The following is a 12607-nucleotide window of genomic DNA, read 5'->3' as shown; positions in this document are numbered from 1 at the left end:
GACGGTATAGCCTCACTCGTATGGGCCGGGAGACGAATCAGTGAGCGCTGCAGCGCCGTGGAGCGTTAAGGGAATCGATCCCAAGGCTCGTGAGGTCGCAAAGGACCTTGCGCGTCGATCCGGCATGACGCTGGGTGAATGGCTCAACTCCATGATCATGGAGGACGAGGAGGAGGGGTATGCCACCCTGCCGCGTCGGTCCCAAACGTCCGAATACGAACGTCGCAACCGCAGCCGCCGTCTCGACGACGCCTATGATGTCGCCGAGGACAACGGGCATCGGATCAGCGCCTCCATCGACGTGATCGCCGCGCGGCTGGAAGCCGCAGAGCGCCGCTCGACCGTCGCCATTCAGGGCGTGGACCAGGCGGTTTCCGGCCTGATGCGTCGCCTCGACGGCCAGGATGTCGAGGCCCAGGGCAATGCCCGCCGTATCGACGACATCGCCGAGGAACTGCGCGAGGGCCATCGCCGCCTGCGCGCCTTCGAACGCGACACCGGCCCGCTGACCCAAGAAGCGTTCGGCAAGGTCGAGACCTCGCTGGGCGCGCTGAGCGGTCGCCTCTACGACATCGAGGAACGCCAGCGTCTGGGCGTAAACGACCTGCGCGAGCGGATGGAGGCGGTCGAAAAGGCCGCCGGCCCCGGCGTCGGCACCGAGATGCTGACCCAGGTCGGCGCGCGTCTGGACGAGGCGCAGAACCGCACGACCGAAGCGCTGAAGACGCTGGAGCGCTCGTTCGCCGAGCTGGATCAACGGATGCGGTCGGCCGAAAGTCGGGTCGAGCCTGAAAGCGCGCGGGATCTCGCGCGCTTTGAAAAGCTGGCCGAAAGCCTGTCGCGCCAGATCGAGAACAACCGCGCCGAAATGATGCAGCGTCTCGACGCCGCCGAGACCGGCGCGCGCATCGACCGCATCGAACGCGCCGTCCAGGCCGTCAGCGACCAGATCAAGACGTCCGAGCAGAAGGGCGCCGTGGGCCTGGAAGCCATGGGGCGCGAAGTCCTGCGCATCGCCCGCAACCTGAACGCCCGTGTCCAGAAGGTCGAAACCGACAGCGACGGTCGCACCGACGCCGTCGCTCGCGCTGTGACCGAGGCCGTCGGCCAGACCATCGAGACCGAGGTCGCGCGTCGCGCCGGTCGCCTGGATCAGGAGTTTGCGCGTCACGTCGACCGCGTCGATCAGCGCCTGACCGCCAGCGACGATCGCCATGCCATTGCGCTGGAGAAGCTGGGCGGCGAGATCACCCGCATCTCGGACCAGCTGAGCGACCGCATCGCCCAGTCGGAGCGCCGCTCTCAGCAGGCGCTGGAAGACATCGGCCGGCGCCTGTCGGAAAGCTCGGACAAGATCGAGCAACGCTACGACCGCGCCTCGGGCGAACTGGCCGAGCGGATGCGGATGAGCGAGGAGCGCACCGCCCGCCTGCTGGCCGAGGCCCGCGACAGCATCGACGCGCGCGGCCCGACGCCGATCCGCGACAAGCCGCTGGACAGCGAACCGTCCTGGAGCCCGACGCGTCCGGTTCTGGAACGCGCTGCACCCGCGCCGATCCAGTCCACATCCGTCGATGGCGACTGGCGCGCCGCCGCCTTCCCCGACGAGACCTTCACCGACCAGGACGCCTGGTCCAGCGATCCGGTCACGCCCGAAGTCGCCGCAGCCTCGCCTTTCCCCTCGACCAACTTCGCCGAGCCTGAAGCCGACACGGTCACGGCCGATGCGGACGAAACGCCGACGCGTCAGGTCGATCCGGACGGCGTCGAACCCATCATCCAGCCCTTCAGCGGCTTCGGCGGCGCCGATGTCGAGGATGCGCTGGAAGCGACCTCGCCCGGCTTCTCGACCGAGAAGCGCGACGCCCCCGTTCTGGACGCCGCCGACGACGACGATTTCGGCGGCGAGACCGAGTTCGTCGATCCGCGCCAGCTTCGCGCCACCATGGGCGCCGCGGCCGCCGCCGGTCGCGCCTCGGCGACCCGCAGCACCATCGACGCCGCCCGCGCCGCCATCACCACGCCGCCCGAGCCGGAACCGGCCCCGCGTTCGGGCTTCGGCCTCAAGCGCGGCGGCAAGTCCAAGCTGCAGGAGCGGCTGGACAGACAGGCGGCCAAGGACGGCTCGACCGTCAAGAAGACCTTCCTGGCCTCGGTCACGGCGGTCGCCCTGACCGGCGGCGTCTATGGCTATCTGTCCCTGACCGATGGCGGCGCGCCCGACTTCGACCTGCCGAGCTTCGGCGGCGCCCCCGCCGCTGACCCCGCCATGCCTATCGCCGCCTCGGCCGTGACGCCGACGGGCGTGCGACCGACCTTCGACCTCGCCGGTCCCGGCGCGGCCGACTACGAAACGGCCATCGGCAAGCTGGAGGCCGGCGACAGCACGGGTCTGGACGGCATGAAGCGCGCCGCCAACCTGGGTTACGCCCCGGCCCAGACCTATCTGGGTCAGCTCTATCTGGACGGCGCCAACGGCGTGCCCGCCGATCCGGCGCAAAGCCGCCAGTGGGGCCGTCGTGCGGCCGAGGGTGGCGATCCGCGCGGAATGCATCTCTACGGGATGCAACTCTATGAAGGCGACGGCGGCGCGACCAATCAGGCCGAAGCCCTGACCTGGCTGCTCAACGCCGCCGAGCGCGGCCTGCCGGACAGCCAGTACAATGTCGCGCGCATCTACGAGACCGGCGCCGACGGCGTGGCCAAGAATCCGACCGAAGCCCTGAAGTGGTACATGATCGCCGCGCGCGGTGGGGACTCCGAGGCCCAGGCCGCCGTGACGCGCCTGCGTCCGACGGCCACCGCTACGGCCCAGCGCGCCGCCCGCACCGCCGCAGACGCCTTTGTGGCCCAGACGCAACCCGCTTCGCAGGCGACGGGCTAGATTCACACGCATCGGGCGGCTATCGGTCGCCCGTGTCGTCACGACCTCGTCCCCGCCTGACGGCGACCCTTTAACCGCTCCAGCCGAAGGCGCGTCCTTTGGACATCTATCTGCCGATCGCCGAGGTTTCGGTGAACTGGCCGACCCTGGTGATCCTGGGGGCGGTGGTCGGGTTCGTGTCCGGCCTGTTCGGCATCGGCGGCGGCTTCCTGATGGCCCCGATCCTGGTCTTCCTCGGCATCCCCCCGACTGTCGCCGTCGCCAGCCAGGCCAGCCACGTCGTCGCCTCCTCGACCTCGGGCGTCATCCGCTATGCGGGCGCCGGCGCAGTCGATTTCAAGATGGGATCGGTGATGGCGGCCGGGGGCGCGGTCGGCGCCCTGGCGGGGGTCGAACTGTTCCGATACCTGCGCCTGCTGGGCCAGGCCGACCTGGTCGTCGCCGTCTCCTACCTCGTCTTCCTGGGCGCCATCGGCGTGCTGATGCTGAACGAGAGCCTGACCGAGATCCTGCGCCGACGCCGGGGCCTGCCCGCGCCGCACAAGCAGCGCCGGCGGCCGATGTGGCTGTATGGCCTGCCGCTGAAGATGAAGTTCCCCAAGTCGGGTCTGTACATCAGCGCCCTGCCGCCGTTCGGCCTGGGCGTGTTCGCCGGGGTCCTGTCGGCCATCATGGGGGTCGGCGGCGGCTTCATTCTGGTGCCGGCCATGCTGTATATTTTGCGGATGCGGGCCGGCGCGGTGGTGGGGACCAGCCTGTTCCAGATCATCATCACGACTGCGATCACCACCATTCTCCAGGCCGGGCGCAACCAGACGGTCGATATCGTCCTGTCCACCATCCTGCTGCTGGGCGGGGTGGTCGGCGCGCAAGTCGGCGCGCGGTTCGCCGGGCGGTTCCGCGCCGAGGAGCTGCGGGCGGCGCTGGGGCTGATCGTTCTACTGGTCGGAATCCAGATGGGGCTGGACCTGTTCGTTCGACCCAACGACATCTTCATGATCGCGCCGGGGATCGCGGACTGATGCAGGCGCTCCCGCCCCCTCCGCTCGTCGTCACGGCTCCCGCCCCGGATCGTTCCGAGGCGACAACCGGCGACCTGCGTGTCGCCGCCGCCCTGACCGACGCCCAGGTCCGGGTCGACAGCAGCTTCCGGGGCGCGTCGATCGTCCTGTACGGCGCGGTGTTCAATCCGACGCCCGAGCCGGCCGATGTCGTGGTGGTGGTGCGGGGACCGGATGCGCCGATCCGCCTGGTCAAGAAGACCCGCACCTCGGGCGTCTGGCTGAACAGCCGGCCTGTGCTGTTCGAGGGCGCGCCCGGCTTCTATATGACCGCCTCGACCCGTCCGCTCAGCGACATCGCCGACTTCGGCCAGCTGCGGCGTCTCGGCGTCGGGGTCGATCACCTGCGCATCGACGCGCCGGAGGAGAGCCGCACCGTCACCCGCTATGGCGTGCGTGACGTGGTCGTCAGCCGACTGGGCGACGACTATCTTGACTGGCGCCGCGCCGTGATCCGGCTGAAGGAGGCCGCCGCCCTCTACGACACCGATTCCCAAGGCGTCGAGTTCGTGGACCGTGGCCTGTTCCGCGCCGAGGTCGAACTGCCCACTGTCGCCCCGACGGGCAAATACTACGCCGAGGTCTGGCTGTTCCAGAATGGCGAGCCGCAGTCGGTGTCCAACCTGACGCTCACGGTCGAGAAGGTCGGATTGGAGCGCGACATCTACGAGTTCGCGCACCGTCGTCCGTGGCTTTACGGCGTGCTGTGCGTCGTTCTGGCCGCCCTGACCGGCTACGGCGCCTCGCGCATCTTCAGTCGTCGAAGCTGAAGCCCAGTTCGGCGCGCAGGGCCTCGGGCGTCAGCCCGCCTTCTCTCAGTTCGGCCAGGGTGACCGAGCGATCCCGCTTGGCGTAGCGCCGTCCGTCCGGCCCCGCCAGCAGCCGATGATGGCGATAGGTGGGCGTCGGCCAGCCCATCAGCGTCTGGATCAACCGCTGCACATGGGTCGCCTCGAACAGATCCTGCCCCCGGATCACATGGGTCACACCTTGCAGCGCGTCGTCGTGGGTCACTGCCAGATGATAGGCAACGCCGGTGTCCTTGCGCGCCAGCACCACATCGCCCGCCGCCTCGGCATCGACGGCGACGACGCCGGTCTCGCCGTTCGGACCCTCGCCTTCCTCGACGAAGCTCAGGTCGTTCCAGACCGCGTCGCCCAAAGCCTCTCGCGCCCGATCCAGCGACAGCCGCCAGGCGAAGGGCGCGCCCGAGGCCAGCAGACGCGCCTCTTCATCCGCCGGATGTGGGCCAGGGCGTACCGCTTCCATCGCCCCATGCGGCGCATCGCCGATGGCGTTCAGGATCTCCTTTCGCGTGCGGAAACACCGATAGAGCAGGCCGCGCGCCCTCAAACTTTCGATCACGGCACCGTAGTCGTCCAGATGATCGGACTGCCGCCGGACCGGGGTCTCCCAGTCCAGACCAAGCCAGGCCAGGTCTTCCAGAATGCCCGCCTCGTATTCTGCTCGGCACCGCGTCGGGTCGATGTCCTCGATTCTCAGCACGAACCGCCCACCCGCCACCTTCACCGCCGACCAGGCGGTCAGGGCTGAGAAGGCATGACCCTTGTGCAGACGGCCGGTGGGGGAGGGGGCGAAGCGGGTCGTGAACACGGCTCAGTCTTCGTCCGTCGCCAGCAGATGTGTCCAGTCACGCGTCGCGTGAAGGATGCGGACGACCTCGACATCGGCCGTCACCCTATAGAAAATCAGATAGCTGCCCTCGGGGCGCTTTCGCAGATCGGCGACGCCGGCTTCTGGATAGCGTTGAGGATTTTGAGAGAGGGTTTCGCACCGTTCGAAAAGCGTCCTGACCAGCCGGCGGGCCGCGTTTGGGCTGTCCAGCGCCACATGGTCTTCGATCACAGCCAGATCCTGCAAGGCGGCGTCGGCGAGCCGAACCTTCATTCGCCCTCGGTGGCCCAGCGGGCCTCGAACGCAGCGCGGGCGTCTTCGAGGGACGTCAACCGACCGGCGTCGGCGTCGGCGATCCCTTCTTCCAGCTTACCCAGCAGGGCCGCCAGTCGGGCCTCATGCTCCTGCAGCAGCCGAACGCCGGTGCGCAGCACCTCGCTCTTGGAGCCGTATCGGCCGTCGCGGACCAAACGGTCCACCACCTGTTCCAGCGCGCCCAGTTCGACGGTCATGGTCATGACGACATCCTCAATCCACAGGCCAATAATAGTTATTAGGCTATGCTGTCGCCAGCCGAAATCCGCCAATGCCTCCATTTCCTTGAGCGCCCGCGCAGGTCATAGGTAGGCCATGCCGCTTCAACCCACGCCCCAGGACATCGCCGCCGCGCGCGAGGCGCTGGTCGCCGCCGATGCGGCGTTGGCGCGGGTTCACGCGCAGACGCCGGCCTTCGAATGGCGGCTGCGGGTCGGTGGGTTCGAGGGGCTGTTTCGCATGATCGTGGAGCAGCAGGTTTCGGTGGCCTCAGCCGCCTCGGTCTGGGCGCGGCTGCGCGAGGGGATGGGCGGGATCACGCCCGAGCTGTTGCTGGCGCATGATCTGGACCAATTGCGCGGCATGGGCCTGTCGCGGCAGAAGGCGACCTATGGCCAGGGCATCGCGCGGGCCCAGATGGCGGGCGAAATCGATCTGGAGCATCTGGCCAATCTCGACGACGAGGCGGCGATCGCCTCCCTGACGGCGCTGAAGGGCGTGGGGCTGTGGACGGCCGAGGCCTATCTGCTGATGTGCGAGGGGCGGCTGGATGTGTTTCCCGGCGGCGACGTGGCGCTGCAAGAGGCGATCCGCTGGGCCGACGGCGCCGAGGTGCGGCCCGATCAGAAGGGCGCCTATGCCCGCGCCGAGGTCTGGCGGCCCTATCGCGCGGTGGCGACCCATCTGCTGTGGGCCTGGTACACCGGCGTAAAACGCGGCGAGATCGTATTGGACGCACCGGCATGACCCCGCTCGATCCCGTCCTGACCGAACCTCTGCGCAACCCCCAGACCGTGCTGACGGCGCTGGACTTCGCCGGCGTCGCCGTCTTCGCCGCCACCGGCGCCCTGGCCGCCGCACGCGAGAAGCACGATGTGGTCACCTTCGCCTTCTTCGGCGCCATCACCGGCGTGGGCGGCGGCACCTTGCGCGACCTGTTGCTGGGTCTACCCGTCTTCTGGGTGCAGGACTGGCGCTATCTCGCGGTCTGTCTGTTCGCCTCGACGGCCCTGTGGCTGGTGGGTCAGCGCGACTGGCGGTTCCGCGCCCTGCTGTGGCTGGATGCAGTAGGCCTGGCGGCCTATGGCGTCATGGGCGCGGCCAAGGCCGAGGCGGCGGGCGCTCCGGCCCTGATCTGCATCGTCATGGGCACGCTGACGGCCTGTTTCGGCGGGGTGGTGCGCGACACATTGGCGGGTCAGCCGTCGATCCTGCTGCGGCGAGAGATCAACGTCACGGCGGCCATATTGGCGGCGACGGTCTATATGGTGCTGAGGGCGCCCGGCACGCCGATCTGGCCCGCCGCAATCATCGCCGCCCTGTCGGGCTTCCTGCTGCGGGCCGCCGCCCTGCGCTGGGGTTGGACCCTGCCGGGCTTCCCCACCCACGCCAGTCGAGCCTGAGCAGATCATGACCGATATCCCCGCCGTCTATCGCGACGCCCCGCACTGGCCGTTCGGCGATAGCCCCGAAATGGCCGACGAACTGCTGGCCCTGGTGCTGGCGGGCGGCAAACGCGCCACCTGTTCGTCGCTTGCGGCGTGCGAAGTCGATATCATGCCGACCGTGGGCGAGGTCAGCGTGATCCTGGACGGCGCGGGAACGCCCCGCTGCGCCATCCGCACGACCCAGGTCGAGATCATGGCTTTCGAGGATGTCAGCGAGGACTTCGCCCGCGCCGAGGGAGAGGGCGACCTGAGCTATGAATGGTGGCGGGATGCGCACGAAGCCTATTACCGGCGCGAGGGCGCCTGGGCGCCGGGCATGAAGGTCGTCTGCGAGCGTTTCGAACTGGTCGAGGTGTTCTGACGTCGCGTCACGAAAACGCTGCACTCTGGTCATGGCGATGAGCGGGAATCACGCGTAGGCTGATCTCACAAGACTAGGGAAGGAGACGTGTCCTCACCTCTGTCGCCTCGATATCCCCCCGTCCGCGCGGGAGGGCCTGATGCAGGTTCTCCATCGACCACCCTCCGGCTTTCCCGCCCTGGTGCTGAACGCGGACTTTCGACCGCTGTCCTACTATCCGCTGTCGCTCTGGCCGTGGGAGGAGGCGGTCAAGGCGGTCTATCAGGACCGCGTGGACGTGGTGTCCCTGTATGACAAGGTCGTCCGCTCGCCCTCGATGGAGATGCAGCTTCCCAGCGTGATCGCGCTGCGCAGCTATGTGGATCAGGACCGCAATCCCGCCTTCACCCGGTTCAACGTCTTCCTGCGCGACGGTTTCGCCTGTCAGTACTGCGGGGAATCCAAGGAACTGACCTTCGACCACGTCATCCCCCGCTCGCACGGCGGCCGCACGACCTGGGAGAACATCGTCGCCGCCTGCAGCCCCTGCAACCTGGCCAAGGGCGGGCGCACCCCGCGCCAGGCCATGATGCCGATCCGCCGCGAACCCTATCGCCCCAACGCCTGGCAGCTTCAGGACGCGGGTCGGCGCTTCCCGCCCCACTATCTGCACCAGAGCTGGCTCGACTATCTCTATTGGGACATCGAGCTGGAGCCCTAGGGGCGCTGGACGGCGCTCACGGGCGACGGGCCGGTCGAGGCGCGGCGGCGACGCAGGCGTCGGTCCAGGCGGTCGATCTCGGTCAGGGTCAGGTCGGGATGGCGGCGGAAGGATTGACGCAGTTGCTCGATACGGCCGGGCGCCCAGGCGGCCGTGACGCCGGCGGCGCCGGCCATGAAGTCGATGATGGAGACGCTGCGGCCGGTCAGGGCTTGCAGCAGTTCGACGCCGAAGGCGGCGGCGATGACATACAGGGCCAGGTCGTCGCGGCGCTGGCTGGGCGCGATCAGGAAGAGACCGCTGGCCACGCCGTAGAAGGCGATGACGTGTGCAGCCTTGTCATTCAGGCCGAACACCTGCTCCAGCCCCTGGAACGGCCCCAGCATCAGGACGGCCATGCCCAGCGCCGCCAGGGCGAAGCCGAGGCGGGCGGCCATGACGATGCGGCGGGGCGTGAGCATGAGGCGGGCGTCCGTAAAATCGATCCGCCGTCATCCTGCATCGCCGTCCGCCAAGATGCGGTGAAGCGACGTGCTGAACGGTTTACGAACGACCTATCGCAGCACGTCCCAGGCCAAGGCGTGGACCCGGTCCCGTCCCAGGGCGGCGGCCAGGGGCGGGGCGGCGAACAGATCGGCGATCGCGGGATCGCGCACGTTCAATCCGCCGGTGAAGGCGCCGAAGGCCGGCAGCACGATGCGCGATCCGTCCGTGACGAAACAGGGCCGCCGCACGCCGCGTCCATAGGCGGCGACCTTGGCTGCGGGGTGCAGGTGTCCCGCGACCTCGCCGCGCCGGTCGTCGTCGGCGGTCAACGGTTCCGGCTCATGCGTCAGGCGAAGCGCGCCCAGCGCCATGTCGCCGACGATCCGGCCGGGCAGGCGGGCCGCAACGTCCGCATCCCGAGCGAGCGCCTCTCGGTCGTGGTTGCCCTCCAGCCACAGCCAGTCGCGCCCCGCCGCCAGCCGGTCCAGCCGCGCGCGGTCGTCGGCGGCCATGCGGGGGATCGCCTTCGTGTCGTGAAAACTGTCGCCCAGCAGCACGACCATGGCCGGGGCCAGATCATCGATCTCGGCCTCAAGCTTGTCCAGCGTGGCGCGGCTGTCATAGGGCGGCAGCAGCTGACCCCGCACGGCGAAGGCCGAACCCTTTTCCAGGTGCAGGTCCGCGACGATCAGGGCGCCGTGGGCCGGAAGCCACAACGCCCCGGAGCAACGAAGCACGCACGCCTCGCCCGCGATCCGCACGCTCAGCGACCCGCAGGTCTTGCGGGCGGGCGACAGGGTCTGGCGCAGGGCGGCGTTCATGCGGCCTCGCCGGGTTCGGCGTCGTCCATGACCTCTGCGATCAGCAGGTCGGCGCTTTCGTCCAGGATCATTTCGGCGGCGTCCCCGCCGACCCGCTCGCGCCCGATCTGGACCAGAACCGGCACGCAGAAGGGCGAGGGGCGCGTCAGGGGCTGGTGACGGATGCGCCCCTCGATCCGCGCCAGCATCTGGCCCAGGCGCGCCACGTCCAGCAGGCCGGACGCCGCGTCGGCGCGGGCGGTCTTGAGCAGCAGATGGTCGGGTTGGTGGCGGCGCAGCACGTCGTAGATCAGGTCGGTGGAAAAGGTCACTTGCCGCCCAGTCTTCTCGGCGCCGGGCAGGCGACGCTCGATCAAGCCCGAGATCAGGGCGCAATTGCGGAAGGACCGCTTCATCATGAAGCTTTCCTCCAGCCAGTCTTCCAGATCGTCGCCCAGCATGTCGGACTGGAACAGGGCGTCCAGGTCGATCCCGTCCATCGGCTTGATCGACCAGATGGCCAGCGAATAGTCCGTCACCACGAAGCCCAGCGGCCCGACGCCCATCCGGTCCAGCCGCCGCGTCAGCAGCATGCACAGGGTGGTGTGGGCCAGATTGCCTTCGAACGGATAGGCGACTAGGAAATGCCGACTGCCGCGCGGAAAGGTCTCGACCAGCATGGATTCCGCATTGGGAATGACCGAGCGGGTTTCCTGAAGCTCCAGCCACTCCTGCACGTCGGGCGGCAGGACGCGCCAGTGGTCGCGGTCGTGGATCATGGTCCGCACCCGGTCGGCCAGCGAGGTCGACAGCGGGAACTTCGACCCGCCCCAGGACGGGATCTTGGGATCCTTGTCGTTGGCGTGGGTGACCAGGGCGTCGGTGCCGGTGATGCCCTGGAAAGCCCAGACCTGGCCTGCGAACTGGAAGGTGTCGCCGGGCGTCAGCTGTTCGAAATACCACTCCTCGGCCTCGCCCACCTTGCGCCCGCCGATCAACTGGCGAGACGCCCCGCCTCGACGGCTGGCGACGCGGACGTTCAGGGTTCCTGCCGAGACGATGGCGCCGACGTTCATGCGGTGGCGTTGGGCGATATGCTGGTTTCTGACCTTCCAGCGGCCATCCGGCGTCCGCACGATGCGGGCGAACCGGTCATAGGTCCGCAGCGCATATCCGCCGGTGGCGACGAAATCGACCACCTCCTCGAACTGCTCCCACGTCAGGTCGCGATAGGGGCCGCAGCCGACGATCTCGTCGTACAGGGCCTGCATGTCGAAGGCTTCCGAACAGGCCACGCCCATGATGTGCTGCGCCAGGGTGTCGAGCGTGCCGATGTGGACCGGCTCCCAGTCGAAGGCGTTGTCGGCCACCGCCTCGCGCGCCGCCTGGCACTCCAGCATCTCGAACCGGCTGGCGGGCACCAGCAGGGCGCGCGACGGCTCGTCCAGCCGGTGGTTGGCGCGGCCGATCCGCTGGACCAGGCGGCTCGATCCCTTCGGCGCCGCCATCTGAATGACCAGGTCCACATCGCCCCAGTCGATGCCCAGATCCAGTGTCGAGGTGCAGACCACCGCCCGCAGGTCACCCCGCGCCATCGCCGCCTCGATCTTGCGCCGTTGCTCCGCCGCCAGCGAGCCGTGGTGCAGGCCGATGGGCAGGTTCTCGTCGTTGATGGCCCAGAGCTGCTGAAAGACGAACTCCGACTGCCAGCGGGTGTTGACGAAGATCAGCGCCAGGGTCGAACGCTGGATGGCGGCGTAGACTTCCGTGATGGCGTGCTGGCCGGTGTGGCCCGCCCAGGGGACCTTGCCCTCGGAGATCAGGACGTCGATGACGGCGGGGGCGCCGGGGTCGCCACGGACCAGCGTGACTGCGTTGAGAGCCCCTCCACCACCTTCGGCGGTCCCCCTCCCCATTTCATGGGGAGGAGACGGCTCGGCCTGCGTCGCCTCCCCGCTTTGCGGGGAGGGGGACCGCGAAGCGGTGGAGGGGTTCTTTGTGTCCGCATCACCCGGCGCCAGCCACCCCCGGATCAGATCGGGATCTTCGATGGTCGCGCTCAGCCCCACCCGCCGCATCCCCGGCGAAAAGCTCTGCAACCGCCCCAGGCCCAGCGACAGCAGATCCCCGCGCTTGCCGCTCCAGATCGCATGCACTTCGTCCAGCACGACGCATTTCAGATCGGCGAAATAGGACCGCGCCCCCTCCCAGGCGCAAAACAGAGCCAACTGCTCAGGCGTTGTCAGCAGGATGTCGGGCGGAAAATCGCGTTGCCGCTGACGCTTGGACTGTTTCGTGTCGCCGGTCCGGGTCTCGACGTGGATGTTCAGCCCGATCTCGCGGATCGGCGTCATCAGATTGCGCTCGACATCGGTGGTCAGCGCCTTCAGCGGCGACAGATACAGCGTGTGCACCCCCGACCCCGGCCCGGTCGCCGGCCTCGGCCCGCGCTCCGCCAGTTCGATCAGGCTGGGCAGAAAACCCGCCAGCGTCTTGCCCCCGCCGGTCGGCGCGACCAGCAGCGCGTGTCGGCCCGCTTCACCCGCCGCGATCATCTCCAACTGATGCCGCCGAGGCGACCAGCCGCGCTGCGCAAACCAGTCGGCGAAGAGAGGGGGAAGGGGCGTCACCCCGACCGAGCGCCCGTGCAGGCGTGACCGTTCCATGCACCGCCCGCGTCGAGGCATGAATCCTGTGC

Annotated in this window: 13 protein-coding genes; 7 read left to right on the top strand and 6 right to left on the bottom strand. The window is 68.7% G+C overall.

All coding sequences use genetic code 11. The annotated features are described in order from the left end of the window. Positions 1-40: 40 nt before the first annotated feature. The 3 genes from AC3ISA_RS04860 (at position 41) to AC3ISA_RS04850 (ending at position 4715) form a co-directional block, all read left to right on the top strand. Positions 41-2884, top strand: coding sequence for an SEL1-like repeat protein (locus AC3ISA_RS04860; protein WP_489179578.1), 2844 nt, complete (start codon positions 41-43; stop codon positions 2882-2884). Positions 2885-2982: 98 nt separating this feature from the next. Next, positions 2983-3906, top strand: coding sequence for a sulfite exporter TauE/SafE family protein (locus tag AC3ISA_RS04855; protein WP_135193904.1), 924 nt, complete (start codon positions 2983-2985; stop codon positions 3904-3906). Then, entirely contained in the window at positions 3906-4715 is an 810-nt protein-coding gene (locus AC3ISA_RS04850) for a TIGR02186 family protein (RefSeq protein WP_489179577.1), read from the top strand. The genes AC3ISA_RS04855 and AC3ISA_RS04850 overlap by 1 nt, the downstream gene beginning before the upstream one ends. On the opposite strand, the gene gluQRS is transcribed toward AC3ISA_RS04850, so the two are convergent. From gluQRS to AC3ISA_RS04835, 3 genes are read right to left on the bottom strand one after another with little or no spacing between them, the layout of a single operon-like run. Beyond that, a complete protein-coding gene (gene gluQRS / locus AC3ISA_RS04845; protein WP_489179576.1) occupies positions 4699-5559 on the bottom strand; it encodes a tRNA glutamyl-Q(34) synthetase GluQRS in 861 nt (286 codons plus the stop codon). The genes AC3ISA_RS04850 and gluQRS overlap by 17 nt on opposite strands. Positions 5560-5562: 3 nt before the next feature. Continuing rightward, positions 5563-5853 carry a type II toxin-antitoxin system RelE/ParE family toxin gene (locus tag AC3ISA_RS04840; protein ID WP_489179575.1) on the bottom strand — a complete coding sequence of 97 codons (291 nt, stop codon included), beginning with the start codon at positions 5851-5853 and terminating at the stop codon, positions 5563-5565. Continuing rightward, complete coding sequence (locus AC3ISA_RS04835; RefSeq protein ID WP_489179574.1) at positions 5850-6098, bottom strand: type II toxin-antitoxin system ParD family antitoxin; 249 nt, start codon at positions 6096-6098, stop codon at positions 5850-5852. The genes AC3ISA_RS04840 and AC3ISA_RS04835 overlap by 4 nt, the downstream gene beginning before the upstream one ends. Positions 6099-6210: 112 nt before the next feature. Here AC3ISA_RS04835 and AC3ISA_RS04830 point away from each other — a divergent pair, with 112 nt between their 5' ends. The 4 genes from AC3ISA_RS04830 to AC3ISA_RS04815 all read left to right on the top strand — a co-directional run bounded on the left by AC3ISA_RS04830 (position 6211) and on the right by AC3ISA_RS04815 (position 8623). After that, a complete protein-coding gene (locus AC3ISA_RS04830; RefSeq protein WP_489179573.1) occupies positions 6211-6861 on the top strand; it encodes a DNA-3-methyladenine glycosylase family protein in 651 nt (216 codons plus the stop codon). Continuing rightward, positions 6858-7517 (top strand): trimeric intracellular cation channel family protein, encoded by a 660-nt coding sequence (locus tag AC3ISA_RS04825; RefSeq protein ID WP_489179572.1) that lies wholly within the window; start codon positions 6858-6860, stop codon positions 7515-7517. The genes AC3ISA_RS04830 and AC3ISA_RS04825 overlap by 4 nt, the downstream gene beginning before the upstream one ends. Positions 7518-7524: 7 nt before the next feature. Next, positions 7525-7923, top strand: coding sequence for an ASCH domain-containing protein (locus AC3ISA_RS04820; protein WP_489179571.1), 399 nt, complete (start codon positions 7525-7527; stop codon positions 7921-7923). 139 nt (positions 7924-8062) lie between these two features. Next, positions 8063-8623 (top strand): HNH endonuclease, encoded by a 561-nt coding sequence (locus AC3ISA_RS04815; RefSeq protein ID WP_372692349.1) that lies wholly within the window; start codon positions 8063-8065, stop codon positions 8621-8623. On the opposite strand, the gene AC3ISA_RS04810 is transcribed toward AC3ISA_RS04815, so the two are convergent. The 3 genes from AC3ISA_RS04810 to AC3ISA_RS04800 form a co-directional block, all read right to left on the bottom strand. Continuing rightward, a complete protein-coding gene (locus AC3ISA_RS04810) occupies positions 8620-9084 on the bottom strand; it encodes a VanZ family protein (protein ID WP_489179570.1) in 465 nt (154 codons plus the stop codon). The genes AC3ISA_RS04815 and AC3ISA_RS04810 overlap by 4 nt on opposite strands. Before the next feature lie 93 nt (positions 9085-9177). After that, entirely contained in the window at positions 9178-9930 is a 753-nt protein-coding gene (gene pdeM, locus AC3ISA_RS04805) for a ligase-associated DNA damage response endonuclease PdeM (protein WP_489179569.1), read from the bottom strand. Next, complete coding sequence (locus tag AC3ISA_RS04800) at positions 9927-12575, bottom strand: ligase-associated DNA damage response DEXH box helicase (protein ID WP_489179568.1); 2649 nt, start codon at positions 12573-12575, stop codon at positions 9927-9929. Before AC3ISA_RS04800 ends, pdeM begins: the two co-directional genes overlap by 4 nt. Between the last annotated feature and the right edge of the window lie 32 nt (positions 12576-12607).

Source organism: Brevundimonas sp. KH_058, from assembly GCF_057838505.1.
This window is presented reverse-complemented; position numbering and strand designations above follow the sequence as displayed.

Coding starts and splice junctions, on each gene's coding strand:
- AC3ISA_RS04835 (WP_489179574.1), bottom strand. CDS start 6,098: ATGACCATGACCGTCGAACTGGGCGCGCTGGAACAGGTGGTGGACCGT.
- AC3ISA_RS04800 (WP_489179568.1), bottom strand. CDS start 12,575: ATGGAACGGTCACGCCTGCACGGGCGCTCGGTCGGGGTGACGCCCCTT.
- AC3ISA_RS04810 (WP_489179570.1), bottom strand. CDS start 9,084: ATGCTCACGCCCCGCCGCATCGTCATGGCCGCCCGCCTCGGCTTCGCC.
- AC3ISA_RS04815 (WP_372692349.1), top strand. CDS start 8,063: ATGCAGGTTCTCCATCGACCACCCTCCGGCTTTCCCGCCCTGGTGCTG.
- AC3ISA_RS04830 (WP_489179573.1), top strand. CDS start 6,211: ATGCCGCTTCAACCCACGCCCCAGGACATCGCCGCCGCGCGCGAGGCG.
- AC3ISA_RS04840 (WP_489179575.1), bottom strand. CDS start 5,853: ATGAAGGTTCGGCTCGCCGACGCCGCCTTGCAGGATCTGGCTGTGATC.
- pdeM (WP_489179569.1), bottom strand. CDS start 9,930: ATGAACGCCGCCCTGCGCCAGACCCTGTCGCCCGCCCGCAAGACCTGC.
- AC3ISA_RS04820 (WP_489179571.1), top strand. CDS start 7,525: ATGACCGATATCCCCGCCGTCTATCGCGACGCCCCGCACTGGCCGTTC.
- AC3ISA_RS04850 (WP_489179577.1), top strand. CDS start 3,906: ATGCAGGCGCTCCCGCCCCCTCCGCTCGTCGTCACGGCTCCCGCCCCG.
- AC3ISA_RS04825 (WP_489179572.1), top strand. CDS start 6,858: ATGACCCCGCTCGATCCCGTCCTGACCGAACCTCTGCGCAACCCCCAG.